Consider the following 19,019-nt stretch of genomic DNA (forward strand, 5'->3'; position numbering starts at 1 on the left):
ACATTTTCAGTATATTATTATGTTTAGTTTTAAACTTTCGATATGCCGTAAATAGCTTTAAGAAATAAAATCTGACATTCTTGGCAAGCCGGTCTGTGAACCTTTATTTCCTGAAACACGCGATGAAACCTCATTTCCGAACTTCACACAATCTTCAATAGAGTTCCCATGGCAAAGCGCGATGGCAAACCCTGCAGTAAATGCATCACCCATTCCCATCTTATAAACGGTTTTTTCTTTATTCTTTCTGTAGTACTTCATTTCAGTACCGTCAAAATAAACGGTAGAATTTGTATCATCCCGTACAAAAACCTTATTAAAGTATTTTTTAAGAACCTCTTCTCTTTTTTCTTCTCCAAAAATGATGAACAGTTCATTACTTTTGGCTACAATAAAATCTACTTCTTCAAGGATGGCATCATTGACTCTCATGGCAGGAGAAGCATACAATCCTACTTTTTTACCATATTTTTTAGCCTTTTTTACTGTATATTCTACAACCTCCATTGAAACCTCAAGCTGTACAAGAACAAGGTCTGACGAATGAAAATAGCGGTCTGCTTCGTCAATATGTGAGATATTGAGATATTTATTGGCTGCAGGCACTACCACAATTGCAGCATTTCCTTCAGAAGTGGTTACATAAGCTGTTCCCGTTGCCTCTTTATCTGTTTCATGCACAAAGCCTACATTCACACTTTCGCTCACAAGATTTCTCATGATTTGCTGTCCCAGGGGATCCATTCCAACACAACCTATAAAATAAACACTGGCGCCTAATCTTGCAGTTGCTACGGCCTGGTTAGCCCCCTTCCCACCAAAATAGCTCTCTGAATTGACAGCCAGAACGGTTTCATTAGGTGAAGGAAGTTTATCGGTTTCCAAAACAAGATCTATTGAGGAGCTGCCTACAACAATAATTTTTGGTTGTTCTGATGAGAAGTTCATTGTGTTTGATATTAGTTTAAAAATTATAACAGACTAAATTCCGTGCCAAAAATAACTAATTTTACCTAACTTATTTCAATAAATTCTGTAATAATCTTCACCGGCGATTGATTTTTATCATAAGCGATATAGCTGGCATAAAAACCTTCTCCGTATCCTGTCTCAAAAGCAAATATAGTCCCGGGATGAGTCTCGGAAGGCTTTAAAAATGCATATTGATCTATAGCTCCCTTTTCATCAAAGAAATATTCATGGAAAAACTCTTCATAGATTCCCATAAAGTCTCCGCCTTTTTTATGATAAAGTTTCTGTTCCAGTTCATTAAGGCTGTTTTGAGTATCTACATCCATGAAACAGCCCATACCGCTTTCTACCGGATATCCAAAAACTTCTCCTTCTGCCAGTTCCTTAATATTCTGCCCAGCAGTAGTTGCCAGCTTCCAGTCTTTAATTTCTGCAGTCTTGAAAATAATTTCTGCATAGGCTACACAATTACTGTCTCTTTCCTTATGCAGCATTACAGAGAATTCCCCTTTTGGAAACTCTGCAGAAAAAGGAAGCATATCATTGGTGATTAAAGGATCACAAGCGACCAACTTTCCGCTGGAAAGATAGATCTTGCCTACTTCAAAACTTTCTAATAAGGGACTTTCTACAAAATCCTTCGAAAATAGCTTTTTTATGTTTTCTATATGTGTCATTTTATATCTTTTTTAAACCATCAGGCTGGATACAAGTCTTCATCTGTACCCAGCCTGATATTAAGACAACGCATTGTCTTTATTTTAAAGTTACAAACTTTTCAGCTTCTCTTCTAAGATCGCAATCTTGTCAAGAGCATCTTTTTGCTTCTTGCGTTCTACCTCTACAATTTCCGGTTTAGCATTGGCCACAAACTTTTCGTTGGAAAGCTTTTTATCTACTGAAATCAGGAATCCTTTCAGATACTTTAATTCTTCTTCAGTTTTCGCTTTTTCTTCTCCTAAATCTAAGTTTTCACTTAAAGGAATTGAAACTTCCGTTGCTCCAACAAGGAATGTAAAGCTTGGCTTATCTGTTTTCTGTCCGAAATAAATTTCAGAAACATTGGCCAGCTTTCTTACTACCGCTTCATTCGCAAATTCAGCAGCATTGGTATATATTTCAGCAGCTTCTCTCGGTGAAATACCTTTTGTCTGGCGGTAATTTCTAACTCCGGAGATCAGTTCTGCTGCAGTTTCAAAGTTTTTAATAATCGTCTCATCAAATACCCCCGCTTCTTTCTGCTGAGCAACCACCAGAGCATCTTCAATATTCCTTTCTGAAATTGTCTGCCATAGCTCTTCCGTTAAGAAAGGCATGAATGGGTGAAGCAGTTTCATGAGTTCTTCAAAGAAGTATATTGTTTTATTGTAAACTTCTTTAGAAATACCTTCTCCATAGTTAGGCTTGATTGCTTCAAGGTACCAACCACAAAAATCATCCCAAATTAATTTATAGATCAAATGCAGTGCATCAGAAATTCTGAATTTCTCGAACTGATCATTGATCTCAACAATGGTTTTATTTAATTTATTTTCGAACCACTCGATAGCCTGATTATCTGTAGCAACAGCCGGTTTATCTTCATGATTCCACATATTGATCAAACGGAAGGCATTCCAGATCTTCGTCATGAAGTTTCTTCCCTGAAGCATTAGATCTTCATCAAAAAGAAGGTCATTTCCGGCTGCAGAGCTTAACAGGATACCAACACGTACTCCGTCTGCTCCATATTTATCCATCAGTTCAAGCGGATCCGGAGAGTTTCCTAAAGATTTTGACATCTTTCTTCTCTGCTTGTCTCTTACAATTCCTGTGAAATAAACATTCTTAAACGGGACTTCTTTTCTGTATTCCAATCCCGCCATAATCATTCTGGCTACCCAGAAGAAGATAATATCCGGGCCTGTAACCAGATCAGAAGTTGGATAGTAATAATTGATGTCTTTATTATCAGGATCAAGTAATCCATCAAATACAGACATTGGCCACAGCCATGAAGAGAACCATGTGTCTAATGCATCATCATCTTGTCTAAGACCATCAATAGTCATCTCTTGATTTCCTGTTTTTTGTTTTGCTAATTCCAAAGCTTCTTCTTTGGTTTCAGCTACTACAAAATCCTCATCTCCTGTACCATAATAGTAAGCAGGGATTTGCTGTCCCCACCAAAGCTGACGGGAAATATTCCAGTCACGGATGTTTTCCATCCAGTATTTGTAAGTATTTTTAAACTTATCCGGATAGAATTTAACTTTGTCATCCATTACCACATCCAATGCAGGCTTAGCAATTTCAGACATTTTAAGAAACCACTGTACTGAAACCTTTGGCTCAATAACAGCTCCTGTTCTTTCCGATGTTCCTACTTTATTTACGTAATCTTCTGCTTTCAGTAAAAGATCTTTTTCTTCTAATTCCTTCGCGATCTGCTTTCTTACATCAAATCTGTTCTGCCCGGCGTAGTGAAGACCATGCTCGTTAAGATTTCCATCATCATCTAACGCATCAATCATTTTCAACTGATGCTTCTGCCCAATCTCATAGTCATTGGTATCGTGTGCAGGAGTTATTTTTAAAGCTCCCGTTCCAAATTCAATGTCAACATATTCATCTTCGATAATAGGAATTACCCTGTCAACGATAGGTACAATTACATTTTTACCTTTTAAATGAGCATATCTCTCGTCATTAGGATTGATACATACCGCAGTATCCCCAAAAATAGTTTCAGGGCGGGTTGTAGCTACTGAAAGGAACTCTTCAGAACCTTCAATCTTATATTTAAGGAAATACAGTTTTCCGTTCTGCTCTTTAAAAATTACTTCTTCATCTGAAATATTGGTCTTTGCTTCCGGATCCCAGTTTACCATTCTGTATCCTCTGTAGATCAATCCTTTGTTATAAAGATCCACAAAGCTTTTGATAACCTGTTGGGAAAGCTTATCTTCCATGGTAAAACGGGTTCTGTCCCAGTCGCATGAACATCCTAATTTTTTTAGCTGCTCAAGGATTGTTCCTCCGTATTTATTGGTCCATTCCCAGGCATGTTCAAGGAATTGTTCACGGGTAATATCAGACTTACTGATTCCTTCAGACTTCAGTTTAGCAACAACTTTAGCTTCAGTGGCAATAGAAGCGTGATCTGTTCCCGGAATCCAGCAAGCGTTAAACCCGCGCATTCTTGCACGACGGACCAGAACATCTTGAATGGTATTGTTCAACATATGTCCCATGTGTAATATCCCCGTTACGTTTGGCGGCGGAATGACCACGGTATACGGTGGTTTGTCATTAGGTTCTGAGTGGAAATATTTGTTTTCCAACCAGTAATTGTACCATTTCTGTTCTGTTTCCTGTGGATTGTACTTTTCTGAAATCTGCATAAATTCTATTTCTTTGGCTTGCAATTTGCAAAAATAGTCTAAAGAAAAAAATTTTTAAGCATGAATTAAAATAATTTTTAACTTTGTTTCACAAAATTTATCTAACAAACATATTAACATTCAAGAATATGAAGAAATTAATCGCAGGAATTGCATTATTCGGAACATTTGCTCTTGCATCTGCACAAACTATTACGTTTGATAAAACTACTTTCGACTATGGTACAATTAAACCTAGTTCTGATGGTACAAGATTCTTTACAGTAACAAACACCGGTGATAAGCCTTTGATCATTTCAAATGTAAAACCATCTTGTGGATGTACAACTCCTGAATTTAGCCAGGATCCGATCATGCCGGGAAAATCTGCTAAGATCAAAGTTGGATATAACACAGCTCTTACAGGAGGTTTCAACAAAATGATTGAGGTTTTCTCTAACGACCCTGCCAACAGCAGAAGCGTAATCTACATCAAAGGAAACGTAGATGCTAACGCTCCTGAGCCAAAAGTATTAACTCCTGCTGAACAGAAAGAAGCTGCTAAAGCTGAGAAAAAGGCTGCAAAAATTGCTAAAAAAGCTGCTGCGAAATAATTCTCTACTCAAAATAAAGAAACCGTCTCTATTGAGGCGGTTTTTTTATTACATTTATATTGGATTAGGTTGCAGATGATAAGTAATGGACGGCAGTAAATGTATTGACATTGACATTATTTAGGTTTTGGCTGAAGCCTTTGGATTTACATTTTAATGACCAGGCTAAAGCCCCCTATTGAATTTTAATAACAAAATCTTTTAATCTTAATATATGGACACTAATTTCTCAGATGACTTTAAGGTAAACGGAAAATTTTCAATAAAAAAAACTTCAACTTCTTATAAAGGTAAGCTTACAAAAGAAGAAGGGGAACAAATGCTGATTCAGGAGAAAGAAAAACTCCGTGAACTGCAGGAAAAATTATATGCTGACGGAAGCCAGTCTCTGCTGGTTGTATTGCAGGCTATGGATGCAGCAGGAAAAGACAGTATGATAGAGCATGTTTTCGGAGGAGTGAATCCGCAGGGATGCAATGTAACGAGTTTTAAAACACCAAGTCCGAAAGAATATTCCCATGATTTTCTGTGGAGGCATTATCTGGCACTTCCACAGAAAGGAATGATCGGAATTTTTAACCGTTCCCATTATGAAAGTGTTCTCGTATGCAAAGTACACCCTGAATATAACCTGAGTGAAAAAACATGGTCTTCAGTAAAAGACTTTGACAGCAAATTCTGGGAAAACAGATATGAAAGTATCCGGAATTTCGAAAAACACCTTTCGCAAAACGGAACAACGGTAGTAAAAATCTTTTTGAACGTATCCAAAGACGAGCAGAAAAAAAGGCTTTTAGACAGAATTGACGAACAGGAAAAAAACTGGAAATTCTCTGCAGGAGATCTTCCCGAAAGAGCATTATTTGATCAGTATATGGAAGCTTATGAAACCGCTATTAATGAAACATCAAAGGATTATGCACCTTGGTATGTACTTCCTGCCGACAATAAGTGGTTTGCAAGAGTTGCCGCTATACAAATTATCATAGACACTTTGGAAAAAATGCATCTTAAGTATCCCCAGCTTACAGAAAAAGACAGACTGGAATTACAGGAAGCAAAAAAACAATTGGAAAGTGAATAAAAAAAATCCTCAGATCATTTTGAACCTGAGGATTTTTATAAGTTTATCACTGAACTTATATTCTTCAAAAAACACGAGAAAATCTATAAGCCGGATTCTGTACTTCCGAAGAAGCGCCTGTTATTTATCTGCGTGGTACATTGCTGCAACACTTGAGCTGATTACCCCTCGGTTTTCAGGACGAGCCGCCCCTATTTCCATTGCTGGAAAGAACCGATATACTTACCATTGCACCGCAAAGAGTTTACCTGGTTTCACTACAGCCGAACTGTACCTGCTTTCTGTTGCACTTGTCCTACCCTCACGGGTGACGGATGTTATCCGCTTTGCTGCTCTGTGGTGTCCGGACTTTCCTACCTCCCAAACGGGAGATCAACAGGCCGATTTTCTCGCGGGTGCAAAGATACATAAATTTTACGGTAAAAGTATCAGGGCTGGAAGTGAAAGACCGGAAGTTATTGAGGTACGAAGGTTTAGCAATAAGACATTTTTTAGTATTTTTTCAAGTCTGCATGATCAGATTTTAAGGTTTCTGTTAAAATAAGTCTCCAGAATGAATTCCGGTTTCAGGCTTCGTGGCATAATCAGAATTATCCTTGATTTCATAATAATTATTCTTCCTAATTACCACATTATTATTATCTTCGTGGCATTATACATCTATGGATTCCAGAGAAAAAGAATTTGCGCAGCTCATCAAAGATAATCAGGGTCTGATTATTAAAGTATCGCGCTTATACACCAATTCGCTGGAAGACGAAGAGGATCTTTTCCAGGAAATCGTATTACAGCTTTGGAGAAGTTATGATTCGTTCAAAGGAAATTCCAAGATTTCAACATGGATGTACCGTGTAGCGCTTAATACAGCCATTACCCTCTTTAGAAAAAAAAGCAAAAGCCTTCCTACCAATGAGCTGGACATCGACCACAAGGATTTTGTGGAGGATGATGATGAAAAACAGCAACAGATCTCGCTTTTGTATACTGTAATCAAGACTCTTCCTAATGTAGAAAGAGCCATTGTCATGATGTATCTTGACGATCTGCCTTACAAGGACATTGCAGAAAACCTCGGAATTACTGAAGTTAATGCCCGCGTGAAAATGAACAGATTAAAGAAAACCCTTAAAGAACAGATGGAAAAATATGCCTGAATTTGATTTAGATAGCTTTAAAAAGACATGGCAGGAACAACCTGTACAGCCAAAATATGATAACAGCGAGATTCTTCAGATGCTGAATAAAAAATCACGTAATTATGTAAAGTATATTTTCTGGATCAGTGTTTTTGAATTCCTGTTCTTTTCTGTTTTGGGCTTATTCTACTTCTTTCAGGATGACGAGTCTGATGGATTCCGTAAAATACTTGAAAAACTGGGCACCCATGAAGCACCTGAAGTAGAAAATAATTTCGGACACTTTTATTTAGCTATTAAAATTCTAAGCGTCTTAATTACCGCTTATTTTGTTCTGAAGTTCTATCAGAATTACCGTAAAATAAAAATTGAGGAAAATCTTAAAGGGCTTATTACGAGAATCATTAACTTCAAAAAAACAGTCAATGCTTTTATTCTGATCAGTATTGTATTATTGCTTGCATTTACTTTTGTATTGGTTGCTTTTATATTTTACACCTTAAATTCTCAAAATATACAGCCATCCGGATCTGATCTTACTGTTATTATTGTAGCCATTACCATCAGTACCTTATTGGCTATATCAATGATCTGGGTATATTACAGGCTGGTGTATGGAAGTATCATCAAAAAACTTGATAAAAATTTAAAACAGCTTAGAGAGATAGATTCTCAGGAAAATTAGCATTCATAGGCGATAGTTCAAGATATTATTGTTAATTTTATTTCACCAAATCTTTTTACTATGCCTTTATCATACGTTTATGGAACATCTGAGGTTCCATTATTAGGACAGACTATTGGTGGAAACCTTAAAAGCACTGTCGAAAAATTTCCCAACCAAGAAGCTCTTGTCTGTGTTCATCAGGGTTACAGGGCTACCTACCAGGAATTTTACAATCAAACAACCGCAGTTTCCAAAGCTTTACTGTTTTTAGGAGCAAAAGCAGGAGACAGAATAGGAATCTGGTCTTCTAACCGTTATGAATGGGTCCTTCTGCAATATGCTACAGCCAGGATCGGAACTATTTTAGTGAATATCAACCCGGCTTACAGAACCCATGAACTTACGTATGTACTCAATCAGTCTGAAGTCCGTTTTATTTTTTCTTCCTTAAGCTTTAAAACCAGTAACTACAAAGAAATGGTAGAGTATGCCAAGGAAGTTTGTCCTGCTTTGGAACATGAAATTTTCTTTGATGATAACTGGGAAGACTTCGTAAATAACGGCCAGGAAATTTCCGATGAGGTTCTTCACAGCTTCGAAGAACATGTACAGTTTGACGATCCTGTCAACATTCAATATACATCAGGAACTACAGGCTTCCCTAAAGGAGTTACGCTTTCCCATCACAATATTTTAAATAACGGATATTTTATTGGTATCCGATTGAAATATACAGAAAAAGACCGGGTATGCATTCCTGTTCCTTTCTATCACTGCTTTGGAATGGTAATCGGGAATATATGCTGTACAGCCCACGGTGCCTGCATGATAATCCCTAATGACAGTTTTGATCCTGATCTTACGTTAAAAGCAGTTTCTGAAGAAAAATGTACATCTCTTTACGGCGTTCCTACCATGTTTATTGCTGAACTTGCTGTAAAAGATTTTGACTCGTATGATTTCTCAAGTTTAAGGACCGGTGTTATGGCCGGCTCTGTATGCCCTCCGGAAATTATGAAGAAAGTGGAAAGCCTTATGAATATTAAAGAAATGAGCATCTGCTATGGAATGACAGAAACTTCCCCGGTGTCTACACAAACTTTAATAGGAACTCCATTAGACAAACAGGTCAGTACAGTAGGAACTGTTCAGGATCACCTCGAAATAAAAATTATTGACGAAAATGGAAAAATCCTGAAACGTGGTGAACATGGTGAGCTTTGTACAAGAGGCTACTCTGTGATGCTGAAATACTGGAATGATCCCGAAAACACTAAAAAAGTACTGGACGATGCCCGGTGGATGCATACCGGCGACATGGCTGTAATGGATAAAGATGGCTATATTACCATTTCCGGAAGAATTAAAGATCTGATCATCCGTGGCGGGGAAAATATTTCTCCTAAAGAAATTGAAGACTTCTTATACACTTACACTAATATTCTGGATGTTCAGATCATTGGAGTGCCAAGTGAAAAATTTGGAGAAGAAGTGATGGCATGGGTAAAAGTAAGGAAAGGCTTTACGATTACAGAACAGGAGTTATTAGACTACTGTAAAGGGAGAATTGCCCACTATAAAGTTCCTAAATACTGGAAATTTGTGGATGAATTCCCAATGACCATTTCCGGGAAAATAAGAAAAGTGGAAATGAGGGAGATTTCTATGAAAGAATTAGGATTGGAAAGCCACAAAGCTTAACTTAAGAACACTTATAAAAACAAAAAGCATTTCAAATTGAAATGCTTTTTTATTTTTTAAAGTTCTTTTCTTAATCTGGCAACAGGAATATTGAGCTGTTCACGATATTTTGCAATCGTTCTTCTGGCAATATTATAGCCCTGTTCTTTTAAGATCACCACTAATGCATCATCCGTAAGTGGTTTTCTCTTATTTTCTTTATCAATAACTTCCTGAAGGTGGGTTTTAATCTCTTTAGTGGAAACCTCTTCCCCGTCATCATTGGTTAAACTGTCTGAGAACAGATCCTTAAGGTAAACAATACCGTTTGGTGTATCTGCATATTTACTTTTTACCACTCTTGAAATTGTAGAGATATCAAAGCCGGTAATATCTGCCACATCCTTCAAGATCATTGGCTTCAGAGATTTTTCATCACCGGTAATAAAATAATCTTTCTGGAATTTAACAATAGCTGTAATGGTCTGCAGCAAAGTGTTCTGACGCTGGTTAATGGCATCAATATACCATTTCGCAGCATCTAACTTCTGCTTGATAAACAATGCAGCCTGCTTGTGTTCAGAAGAGTTTTTATCGTGTGAATACGTGGTAAGAATATCTTTGTATTCTTCGGAAACCCTTAACGTTGGAGCATTTTTACTGTTAAGCATCGGAATAACCTGTCCATCCTTCACCTGAATAACAAAATCCGGAATAATTTCCTGGTTGATGGTAATGGTTTGGGTATCAAAATTTCCACCTACTTTTGGTGATAGTTTTGAAATCTCCTCTAATGCATCCTTCAGATCTTCTTCCTCAATGTCATATTTCTGAATGATCTTATTGTAATGCTTATTGGTCAAAGCATCAAACTGATATCTCAGAATATTGGCAGCTAAGGAAACAGCTTTATCAGAGCTTACTTTCTTTTCGATCTGTAATAATAAACATTCCTGAAGGCCTCTTGCTCCCACTCCAGGCGGATCCAGCTTCTGAACATAGTTCTCAAGGATATCATCTACTTTTTCTTTGGTAGTATAAATTCCCTGTGAGAAAGCAAGGTCATCTACAATAGATTTGATTTCTCTTCTCAGATATCCGTCTGTATCAAGGTTACCGATCAGGTATTCTGCAATTCTCAGATCTTCTTCACTGATATTAACCAGGTGAATCTGTTCAGTAAGATAATCATATAATGACTGTCCTTCGGTTAAAAGACTTTCATTGTCAAATTCTTCATCATCCGGAGAGTAGTTGCTGGATGCGGTTTTATAGCTAGGTTCATCGTCGTAAAGATATTCGTTAACGTCGAAATCTGTTTCAATGCTTTCTGTACCCTCATCCTGATAAGCATCTTCCAGGGAAGAATACTCGTCTTCCTTAGAATCCTCCTTTACAATTTCCAAAGCAGGGTTTTCTTCTAACTCTCTCTCCAACTCCTCTTCAAATTCAAGAGTATGAAGCTGAATAAGCTTCATTAACTGGATCTGCTGAGGGGCCAGCTTCTGTCCTAATTTGAGTTGTAAGTGTTGTTTAAGCATATTAATATTGGCGTTTTAACATAACATATTCTACGAATTTAATAAATTTATTTGATAAAAAATACATTTAGCATGATTTTTGCATTATACATCTTACATAATAAACTATTTAAAAATAAAAAAAGCCTTAACTTGATGATTAAGGCTTTTTTTTATGCTTCTAGAATTCAGCGCTTTTCGGTGTCCTTGGGAAAGGAATTACGTCTCTGATATTCGTCATTCCTGTTACGAAAAGAACTAATCTTTCTAACCCCAGACCGAAACCTGCATGCGGTACAGAACCGAATTTTCTGGTATCCAAATACCACCAAAGTTCATGCTCATCTACATGCATATCTGCCATTTTCTGTTTTAAAACGTCTAGTCTTGCTTCTCTTTCAGATCCACCGATGATTTCACCGATACCCGGGAAAAGAACGTCCATTGCAGCAACCGTTTTGTTGTCTTCGTTCAGCTTCATATAGAAAGCTTTGATCTCTTTCGGATAATCGAACAATACAACCGGGCATTCAAAATGTTTTTCAACTAAATACCTTTCGTGCTCAGACTGAAGATCTGCACCCCATTTTTCAACAGGATACACAAATTTCCCTTTCTTGTTTTCTTTTGAGTTCAGTAAGATTTCTATAGCTTCTGTATAACTTACACGCTTGAAACGCTTAGCCACTACATTCTGAAGCTTTTCGATAAGACCTTCTTTGGCTCTTTCTTTTTCCGGTTTTGATTTTTGTTCTTCTTCAAAACGCTTATCTAAAAATTCAAGATCGTCTTTACAGTGATCCAATACATATTGAATTACATATTTTAAGAAGTCTTCTGCAAGATCGATGTTATCTTCAAGGTTGTTGAAAGCCACTTCCGGTTCAATCATCCAGAATTCTGCAAGGTGTCTTGTAGTGTTTGAGTTCTCTGCGCGGAATGTAGGCCCGAATGTATAGATTCGTCCTAATCCCATAGCAGCAGTTTCTCCTTCAAGCTGTCCGGAAACCGTAAGATTGGTTTTTCTGCCAAAGAAATCCTGAGTGAAATCAATTTCTCCTTCTTCAGTTCTCGGCATATTATTCAGATCGAAGTTGGTAACTCCGAACATTTCTCCTGCCCCTTCGGCATCAGCACCAGTAATAACCGGTGTGTTGATATAGAAGAACTGGTTTTGGTTGAAGAATGAATGAACTGCAAAACTTACTGCGTGACGTACTCTGAAAACAGCCCCAAATAAGTTGGTTCTGAATCTTAAGTGTGCCTGCTCACGAAGTTTCTCTAAGCTGTGTTTTTTAGGCTGAAGAATGGTGCTTTGAAGCTCCTCTGTAAAATTATCTCCTAAAATAATGATCTTTTTAGCAACAATTTCTACAGATTGCCCTGCTCCCTGGCTTTCCACTACTTCCCCCACTACTTTAAGAGAAGAAGCTGTACTAATATTCTTGATAAGTTCTTCATCAAAATTTTCGAAATCAACAACTATCTGCAAATTATTAATCGTAGAACCATCATTAAGTGCAATAAAGCGATTAGCACGGAATGATCTTACCCATCCGTAAACTGTAATGTCATGATGTAATACTTTCTTGTAATCCCTTAGGATTTCTTTGATCGTTTGCTTTTTCATTTGTTGATAATAAATTTTTGTATAAAAATTAATGGTTGCAAAGTTACAAAAAAATGGTGCAACTTAATGATTGCACCATTCTTAAATATCATTTATATACCATAAATTGTTAAGTAACAACTAATATTAACACAACTACTTTTCATTTGTTGTTTCGGGCCAGGCAAATCCTACTCCGCCATGTCTGTATCGTTCAGTTTCCTGCAAGTAGAAAGTATTTACTCCCTGAATGCCAATTCTACAATAATATATAAGTTGATCCCCATGTTTCTGATAAGATCAGTTTGACTATTCAGTCGTTATTCACCAAAAAAAACATTATATTTGTGAAAATCAAAAAGTTATACTTCAAAAATTTACTAAAGTAAATATGGAATGACATCCCATTAATGTATAAACAGAGTGAACAGCTAAACAGAATTTATCATGAATACTTTACGCAACGGCGAATATTTTGGTAAGACCAATGGTATTGTTACTATTGAAGGACTCACCATCACAGATACTGAATACACTCATCCGTATGTAGACTGGCACTATCATGAAAATGCTTATTTTACATTTCTTCTTCAGGGAAATATGATAGAGGGAAACAAAAAAGAGACCTACGAATGTTCAGCAGGCACATTACTTTATCATCAGTGGGAAGATCCGCATTACAATATAAAACCTGATATATTTACACGGGGATTCCATATTGAAATCTCCCAGAACTGGTTTGATCAGTTTGATGTTCAGAAAAATGAGGCAGAAGGCAGCTTCAATATACAGGATCCCTCTTTAAAATTGTTGGTCTATAAAATTTTTAAGGAAAATCAAGACAGGGATCAAACCTTTGAAGTGGCTGTCAATCAGCTTCTGCTAAACCTATTCAGTCAATTGGTTATTCAGAAAAACAAAACTGAAAAGAAACCTGTGTGGGTTGGGGTCATCAATGAAATTTTACATGAATGCTTTACAGAAAAATTAAGTCTTGCAGAACTTTCTGCAACAGCAAATATTCATCCGATCCATTTAAGCAGGGATTTTCAAAAATACTTTCATTGTACTTTAGGAGAATATCTCAGAAAGCTGAAGCTGAACAGATCATTAGAGCTGCTTACAAAACCGGTTTCTTTAACAGATATAGCTCTGGAAAGTGGATTTGCTGATCAAAGCCATTTTATCCGTTGTTTTAAAGAAAATATTGGAATAACTCCTCTAAAATATAGAAATCTCCTAAGAAAATGATGATGTTAATTTCATTCTATTTTATAAAATAAAGAGCTGTTATTTTTGCTAAAACATTAAAATGAAAACTCTGATTCTACTGATCTTTATTTTCACATTTTCTTTTTATCCGGCTCAAAGCCAAAATATTGTCACACCTGAGAAAATTGAAAACCCAATTCAAAAGAAATATTCCGGAAAAATTATATTTCTTGACCACACTATCAGTCCCGAAAATTTAAAAGAGCAGGATATTCTTTCCTCTGCTACACTAAGAGAGGATGGAAGTCTTGGTATTCATGCCTTCTTTGATAATTCTTTAGTGAATTATCTACATCAGCTTGGGCCGTCACTCACCGTTGATCAATTGCTGAAAAACGGCAACTATCAGTTTTCATTTTATGTGGACGGGAGAATGATTTACAAAGAAAACCTGAATACAGGAGCAGGTACTGCAGAAAATAAAAAACTCAAAACATCTTTTAGAATTCCTCTTATCAGCAGCAGCAATGAAGATTCATGGGGAAGGTATTTATGGATGCGGTTTTATTTACTTCATGACGGCATTGATGCTTTGTCAAGCGGAAATCATATTTTGAAAATAGAAATCCGTCCTTACCTGAAAACAACAACATTACAGACAGGAGAAATTATTGCAGAAGGAGAAATAAAAATGAATGTTCCGGAAAAAAATATTCCGGAAAGGCTAACAGCTATTCAGCCTATTCAGCCAAACAGCGGATGGGAAGTTTCCAAGGAAAAAATAGACAACAAGATCATTAAAAATTTAAATAAAAAAATAGCAGAAGAAAGATTCAAAAATATAACAGGTATCGCTGTAATCAAAAACGGAAAGCTTCTGTTAGAAGAATATTTTAATCATTCCGGAAGAGATTCTTTACAGGATACACGGTCTGTGGGTAAATCTTTTGCTTCCGCGTTAATGGGAATTGCGATAAAAGAGAAGTACATAAAAAGCGAGTATCAAAACTTAAAAGATTTTTATAACATACAACAATTTAAAAACTACTCTCCTAAAAAAGATAGTGTCACCATCAAAAGTTTATTAACAATGAGTTCCGGCTTTGACGGAAATGATGACGATAATGAATCTCCAGGTGATGAAGAAAATATGTATCCTACTGAAAATTGGGTAAAATTTGCGCTGGATATACCCATGACAAATAATATAATTGGAAAAGTATGGAATTATTTCACTGCCGGTGTTGTAATAACCGGAGATATTTTAGACAAGAGTGTACCTAAAGGCCTGGAAAATTATGCTGATAAAAAACTATTTCAACCTCTTGGCATCATCAATTATCAATGGCAGTTTACTCCTCAGCATAAGCCATCTCTGGCCGGAGGACTGAGAATGAAGATGTTAGATTTTGCTAAATTTGGACAGTTATATAAAAACAATGGACTCTGGAATGGAAAAAGGGTATTAGATAAAACCTGGATTCAAAAATCTTTTACCAACTATTTTGCCGGTCATCCAGATTTTGAAGGCTATGGATATTTATTCTGGAGAAAAGTATATAAAGTTGCAAATCAAAATTTTGAAGCTTATCAATCCAGTGGTAATGGCGGTAATAAAATTATCGTATTCACTCATATTCCTATAGTAATAGTAATTACTGCAACAGCTTACAATAAGCCTTATGGCCATTCACAAGCTGATAAAATTGTAGAGCAATACCTTTTGCCTGCACTTAAATAAGGAAGAAAAAAGCTAGTGTAAGTAAAAAAAATATATTTTACAAAAGAGTATATGGATTTTACCCGCTTTTAAATTATCATTCACGATTTGGATACATCATTCCCCGATTTGGATACTTTTTCAATTCCTTAACGCTCCATCTTTGTACCATCATTTAAACAAAAAATTATTTAAAATGGAAACAAAAAAAGTTTGGTTCGTAACAGGAGCATCAAAAGGCTTAGGGTTTGAGCTGGTGAAGAAATTATTATCTGAAGGGTTCAGGGTAGCTGCAACAAGCCGTACCGTAGAATCCCTGATTACTGCCTTCGGAAAGACCTCAGAAAATTTCCTTCCGCTCAGCGTCAACATTAAAGACAACAGTGATATAAAATCTGTAATTTCAAAAACGGTGGAACATTTCGGACGAATTGATGTGGTTGTCAACAATGCAGGTTATGGGCAGATCGGAACACTGGAAGAACTTACCGATGAAGAAACGAGGGAAAATTATGCAGTAAATGTTTTCGGGACCTTAAATGTGATTAGAAATGTCCTTCCTTACCTCCGTGAGCAAAAATCAGGAAACATCTTCAATATATCTTCTGTTGGCGGATACTCAGCCAATTTTCCGGGCTGGGGAATTTACTGTTCTACAAAATTTGCGGTTGCCGGATTTACGGAAGCACTGGCTGAAGAAGTAAAAGATTTCGGAATTTATGCTACTGTTGTTTATCCAGGCTATTTCCGCACAGACTTTTTAACGAAGGATTCCGTAAAAACTCCTGCTAATCCTATTCAGGCTAATGAAGCAGCAAGAATTTCCGAGCAGGCCCATCTTAATGAGATCAATGGTAATCAGCCTAATGATCCGGAAAAAGCAGCAGATGTACTGATCCAGATCAGCAAAGAGAAAAACCCGCCGGTACATTTGTTATTAGGAGTTGGAACAATGGAACTTCTGAATCAGAAAATTGATATTTTAACAAAAGATGCCCAAAAATGGGAAAACCTGTCCGTTTCAACTGCAATCTGATCTTGTAATTAGCTTAATACCCTTCGGTTCTGCAAAAATGCATCAATTTTAAAGTTACCAGCCTGAACAGAGCCGAAGTTTTTCTGAAACAATAAATTTAAAAATTCAGCCAAAACAATTAACTTGCTTATATGAAACAGCTCTTTCGTTTTAATTCTATTTCAGATTTTCATGCTTTCTGCAATCTTCCGAAACCTGATCACCTGCTGATAAGCTTAGTAGATTACAGCAAGGTACGGTATACCATAGATGATGATGAGCTGAGATGGATTCAGAGTTTTTATTCAATTGGCCTTAAAAAAAACGTTAATCTAAAATTCAACTATGGACAGGAACAATATGATTTTGATTCCGGAGTACTGTGTTTTGTTTCTCCGCAGCAGATTTTGAGCCTGGAAATAAAACAGGATATTGAAGTAGAGCCTACCGGTTTCTTATTACTTATTCATCCTGATTTTTTGTGGAGTACTTCTTTAACAAAAAAAATAAAATCTTATGATTTCTTCAGCTACCGGGTAAAAGAAGCTCTTTTTCTTTCTGACAGAGAGGAAAGCATTATTGTTGATATCTTTAAAAATATTGAGCGTGAATATCAGTCGAACATTGATAAATTCACTCAGGAACTTATTATAGCACAGATGGAGTTATTATTAATTTATTCTGAGCGCTTCTATGAGCGTCAGTTTTTAACCCGGAAAAAATCGAGCCATGAATTACTCCATAAATTTGAAGAAATCCTTTCACAGTATTTCAACCATGGAAATCTTCTGGAAAATGGAATCCCGTCTGTAAAAGTTCTCGCTGAGCAAATGAATATTTCTCCCAATTATCTTGGATCTTTGCTGCGTATTCATACACAACAAAGTACACAACAGCATATTCAGAATAAATTAATTGATATGGCTAAGGAACGTTTGAGTACAACAGGTTTATCTGTAAGTGAAATTGCTTATGAGCTGGGATTCGAACATCCGCAGTCTTTCAGTAAGCTCTTTAAACAGAAGACAAAGCAGTCGCCTGGAGAATTCAGAAAATTGTTTAACTAAATACCTCTTTATCTTGCCTGATAATAGATAAATAGAGTTTTTTGGAATAATAATAGAAAATAAGACGGAAGAAATTACTCGTCTTTCTTAGAAGGAACCAGGAAAACATCAATAAGGCCTTCAGGAAGTTGCATTTTGATTACTCTTTCCTCTCTGTCAACGTCAAGAATCCAATCTTTAATCATAGGAATCACCACTTCTTTTCCATCCAGATTGGTAATGAAATATACCTGTGCCGTCTGATCATTTACAGATCTGATCACTCCACAGTTGTTATTATTTTCATCAAAAATTTCAAATCCGATGATTTCATGGTAATAGAATTGCTTCCCTGTAAGTTTTGGGAGGGTAGATAGCGGAAGGTAAACACTTTTACCTAAAACCTGGTCTACCATTGCTTCAGAAGAGTTTTTGAAGGCAATATTCAGAGCATCTAATTTGCTCCATGATGATTTTTCAATAAAAAAAGGAACCAATAATCCGTTGATTTCAACGAATATTGATTCCAATTTATTGTAAAGCTCGGGCTGGTCGGTATCCAATTTAAGGATAACGTTTCCCGCAAGTCCATGTCTGCGTGTGATTTTCCCCAACAAATAGCAATCTTCTTTACGCATAACAGGAAATGTTCTTAAGCTTCAGTGTTTTCTTCAGTTTCAGCAGCAGCTTCTCCTTCTGTAGCAACTTCTTCAGCAGGTGCGTTTGCAGCTTCTTCAGCAGCTTTAGCATCAGCTTCAGCTTGTGCAACAGCAGCAATTCTAGCTTCGTTTACTTTTACTTCAGCTTCTAAAGCAGCTTTCTTAGCATCAGCTTTAGCAGTAGCTAAACCTTCAACTTTACCTTGTACTTTAGATTCTTTAGCTTCTAACCAAGCGTTAAATCTTTTTTCAGCTTCAGCCTGATCAAAAGCTCCTTTAGCAACACCACCTTGTAAGTGTTTTTTGTAAAGAGCACCTTTATAAGATAGAATAGCTCTAGCAGTATCAGTAGGCTGAGCACCGTTGTTTAACCACTGTACAGCAGAATCAACGTTCAACTCGATAGTTGCTGGGTTAGTAATTGGGTTGTAAGTTCCTAGTTTTTCGATGAATCTACCATCTCTTCTAGCTCTAGAATCTGCAACCACGATGTGGAAGAAAGGTTTTCCTTTTTTACCGTGTCTTTGTAATCTGATTTTTACTGACATAATGTTTGAATTTTACGGGAACTCGTCCCAGTTAAATATTTAAGAGTGCAAAGATAGTAAAAAATTTTATTTGAACAATTAATAAATATAACAATTTATCAATCTAACAGTGTAACAATATTTAATTTGTTTTTTAACCATTGTTACATTGGTAAATTTTCAGATTGTTACATTA

The 19,019-nt window shown here is 36.4% G+C and carries 16 protein-coding genes and 1 other RNA gene; 9 read left to right on the top strand and 8 right to left on the bottom strand.

Annotated elements, in window-relative coordinates; all coding sequences use genetic code 11:
• Window positions 1-57: 57 nt before the first annotated feature.
• The 3 genes from EG339_RS00110 to EG339_RS00120 form a co-directional block, all read right to left on the bottom strand.
• Window positions 58-948, bottom strand: a complete 891-nt coding sequence (locus tag EG339_RS00110; RefSeq protein WP_123868318.1) for a ribokinase — start codon at window positions 946-948, stop codon at window positions 58-60.
• A 65-nt stretch (window positions 949-1,013) separates the two neighbouring features.
• Complete coding sequence (locus EG339_RS00115; RefSeq protein ID WP_123868319.1) at window positions 1,014-1,649, bottom strand: DUF4241 domain-containing protein; 636 nt, start codon at window positions 1,647-1,649, stop codon at window positions 1,014-1,016.
• 90 nt (window positions 1,650-1,739) lie between these two features.
• Complete coding sequence (locus EG339_RS00120) at window positions 1,740-4,355, bottom strand: valine--tRNA ligase (protein ID WP_123868320.1); 2,616 nt, start codon at window positions 4,353-4,355, stop codon at window positions 1,740-1,742.
• A 128-nt stretch (window positions 4,356-4,483) separates the two neighbouring features.
• Between EG339_RS00120 and EG339_RS00125 the strand changes: the two genes are divergently transcribed.
• Together EG339_RS00125 and EG339_RS00130 are read left to right on the top strand one after the other, a co-directional pair.
• Window positions 4,484-4,948 (top strand): DUF1573 domain-containing protein, encoded by a 465-nt coding sequence (locus EG339_RS00125; protein ID WP_123868321.1) that lies wholly within the window; start codon window positions 4,484-4,486, stop codon window positions 4,946-4,948.
• 214 nt (window positions 4,949-5,162) lie between these two features.
• On the top strand, window positions 5,163-6,032 hold the full coding sequence (locus tag EG339_RS00130) for a polyphosphate kinase 2 family protein (protein WP_123868322.1): 870 nt from the start codon (window positions 5,163-5,165) through the stop codon (window positions 6,030-6,032).
• A gap of 70 nt (window positions 6,033-6,102) precedes the next feature.
• Here the strand turns inward: EG339_RS00130 and rnpB are convergent.
• Window positions 6,103-6,424: RNase P RNA component class A (gene rnpB, locus EG339_RS00135), an RNA gene on the bottom strand.
• A 270-nt stretch (window positions 6,425-6,694) separates the two neighbouring features.
• Here rnpB and EG339_RS00140 point away from each other — a divergent pair.
• The 3 genes from EG339_RS00140 to EG339_RS00150 are packed head-to-tail and all read left to right on the top strand — an operon-like array spanning window position 6,695 to window position 9,536.
• Window positions 6,695-7,186 (top strand): RNA polymerase sigma factor, encoded by a 492-nt coding sequence (locus EG339_RS00140; protein WP_123868323.1) that lies wholly within the window; start codon window positions 6,695-6,697, stop codon window positions 7,184-7,186.
• Entirely contained in the window at window positions 7,179-7,853 is a 675-nt protein-coding gene (locus EG339_RS00145; protein WP_123868324.1) for an MFS transporter, read from the top strand. The genes EG339_RS00140 and EG339_RS00145 overlap by 8 nt, the downstream gene beginning before the upstream one ends.
• A 60-nt stretch (window positions 7,854-7,913) precedes the next feature.
• Complete coding sequence (locus tag EG339_RS00150; RefSeq protein WP_123868325.1) at window positions 7,914-9,536, top strand: AMP-binding protein; 1,623 nt, start codon at window positions 7,914-7,916, stop codon at window positions 9,534-9,536.
• 56 nt (window positions 9,537-9,592) lie between these two features.
• Here EG339_RS00150 and rpoN read toward each other — a convergent pair whose 3' ends face one another.
• Both rpoN and asnS read right to left on the bottom strand, forming a co-directional pair.
• Window positions 9,593-11,056 (bottom strand): RNA polymerase factor sigma-54, encoded by a 1,464-nt coding sequence (rpoN, locus tag EG339_RS00155; RefSeq protein WP_123868326.1) that lies wholly within the window; start codon window positions 11,054-11,056, stop codon window positions 9,593-9,595.
• A gap of 160 nt (window positions 11,057-11,216) precedes the next feature.
• On the bottom strand, window positions 11,217-12,665 hold the full coding sequence (asnS, locus tag EG339_RS00160; RefSeq protein WP_123868327.1) for an asparagine--tRNA ligase: 1,449 nt from the start codon (window positions 12,663-12,665) through the stop codon (window positions 11,217-11,219).
• Window positions 12,666-13,091: 426 nt separating this feature from the next.
• Here asnS and EG339_RS00165 point away from each other — a divergent pair, with 426 nt between their 5' ends.
• The 4 genes from EG339_RS00165 (at window position 13,092) to EG339_RS00180 (ending at window position 17,658) form a co-directional block, all read left to right on the top strand.
• The gene (locus EG339_RS00165; RefSeq protein WP_123868328.1) at window positions 13,092-13,895 is read left to right on the top strand and encodes an AraC family transcriptional regulator; all 804 of its coding nucleotides are present in this window, start codon (window positions 13,092-13,094) and stop codon (window positions 13,893-13,895) included.
• Window positions 13,896-13,956: 61 nt separating this feature from the next.
• Window positions 13,957-15,597, top strand: coding sequence for a serine hydrolase domain-containing protein (locus EG339_RS00170; protein ID WP_123868329.1), 1,641 nt, complete (start codon window positions 13,957-13,959; stop codon window positions 15,595-15,597).
• Window positions 15,598-15,772: 175 nt separating this feature from the next.
• Window positions 15,773-16,612, top strand: coding sequence for an SDR family NAD(P)-dependent oxidoreductase (locus EG339_RS00175; protein WP_123868330.1), 840 nt, complete (start codon window positions 15,773-15,775; stop codon window positions 16,610-16,612).
• A 131-nt stretch (window positions 16,613-16,743) separates the two neighbouring features.
• Complete coding sequence (locus EG339_RS00180; RefSeq protein ID WP_123868331.1) at window positions 16,744-17,658, top strand: helix-turn-helix domain-containing protein; 915 nt, start codon at window positions 16,744-16,746, stop codon at window positions 17,656-17,658.
• 74 nt (window positions 17,659-17,732) lie between these two features.
• Here the strand turns inward: EG339_RS00180 and rimM are convergent, their stop codons facing one another.
• Both rimM and EG339_RS00190 read right to left on the bottom strand, forming a co-directional pair.
• Window positions 17,733-18,275, bottom strand: coding sequence for a ribosome maturation factor RimM (gene rimM / locus EG339_RS00185; protein WP_123868332.1), 543 nt, complete (start codon window positions 18,273-18,275; stop codon window positions 17,733-17,735).
• A gap of 14 nt (window positions 18,276-18,289) precedes the next feature.
• Window positions 18,290-18,844 (bottom strand): 30S ribosomal protein S16, encoded by a 555-nt coding sequence (locus EG339_RS00190; RefSeq protein ID WP_123868333.1) that lies wholly within the window; start codon window positions 18,842-18,844, stop codon window positions 18,290-18,292.
• Between the last annotated feature and the right edge of the window lie 175 nt (window positions 18,845-19,019).

It is taken from the genome of Chryseobacterium bernardetii, assembly GCF_003815975.1.
Lineage (GTDB): Bacteria > Bacteroidota > Bacteroidia > Flavobacteriales > Weeksellaceae > Chryseobacterium > Chryseobacterium bernardetii.

Bases quoted from the DNA above. Each gene is read 5' to 3' on its own strand.
- EG339_RS00150 (WP_123868325.1), top strand. From the start codon at position 7,914: ATGCCTTTATCATACGTTTATGGAACATCTGAGGTTCCATTATTAGGA.
- EG339_RS00125 (WP_123868321.1), top strand. From the start codon at position 4,484: ATGAAGAAATTAATCGCAGGAATTGCATTATTCGGAACATTTGCTCTT.
- EG339_RS00130 (WP_123868322.1), top strand. From the start codon at position 5,163: ATGGACACTAATTTCTCAGATGACTTTAAGGTAAACGGAAAATTTTCA.
- EG339_RS00140 (WP_123868323.1), top strand. From the start codon at position 6,695: ATGGATTCCAGAGAAAAAGAATTTGCGCAGCTCATCAAAGATAATCAG.
- EG339_RS00120 (WP_123868320.1), bottom strand. From the start codon at position 4,355: ATGCAGATTTCAGAAAAGTACAATCCACAGGAAACAGAACAGAAATGG.
- EG339_RS00145 (WP_123868324.1), top strand. From the start codon at position 7,179: ATGCCTGAATTTGATTTAGATAGCTTTAAAAAGACATGGCAGGAACAA.
- EG339_RS00175 (WP_123868330.1), top strand. From the start codon at position 15,773: ATGGAAACAAAAAAAGTTTGGTTCGTAACAGGAGCATCAAAAGGCTTA.
- EG339_RS00165 (WP_123868328.1), top strand. From the start codon at position 13,092: ATGAATACTTTACGCAACGGCGAATATTTTGGTAAGACCAATGGTATT.
- EG339_RS00170 (WP_123868329.1), top strand. From the start codon at position 13,957: ATGAAAACTCTGATTCTACTGATCTTTATTTTCACATTTTCTTTTTAT.
- asnS (WP_123868327.1), bottom strand. From the start codon at position 12,665: ATGAAAAAGCAAACGATCAAAGAAATCCTAAGGGATTACAAGAAAGTA.
- EG339_RS00180 (WP_123868331.1), top strand. From the start codon at position 16,744: ATGAAACAGCTCTTTCGTTTTAATTCTATTTCAGATTTTCATGCTTTC.
- EG339_RS00110 (WP_123868318.1), bottom strand. From the start codon at position 948: ATGAACTTCTCATCAGAACAACCAAAAATTATTGTTGTAGGCAGCTCC.
- EG339_RS00190 (WP_123868333.1), bottom strand. From the start codon at position 18,844: ATGTCAGTAAAAATCAGATTACAAAGACACGGTAAAAAAGGAAAACCT.
- rpoN (WP_123868326.1), bottom strand. From the start codon at position 11,056: ATGCTTAAACAACACTTACAACTCAAATTAGGACAGAAGCTGGCCCCT.
- EG339_RS00115 (WP_123868319.1), bottom strand. From the start codon at position 1,649: ATGACACATATAGAAAACATAAAAAAGCTATTTTCGAAGGATTTTGTA.
- rimM (WP_123868332.1), bottom strand. From the start codon at position 18,275: ATGCGTAAAGAAGATTGCTATTTGTTGGGGAAAATCACACGCAGACAT.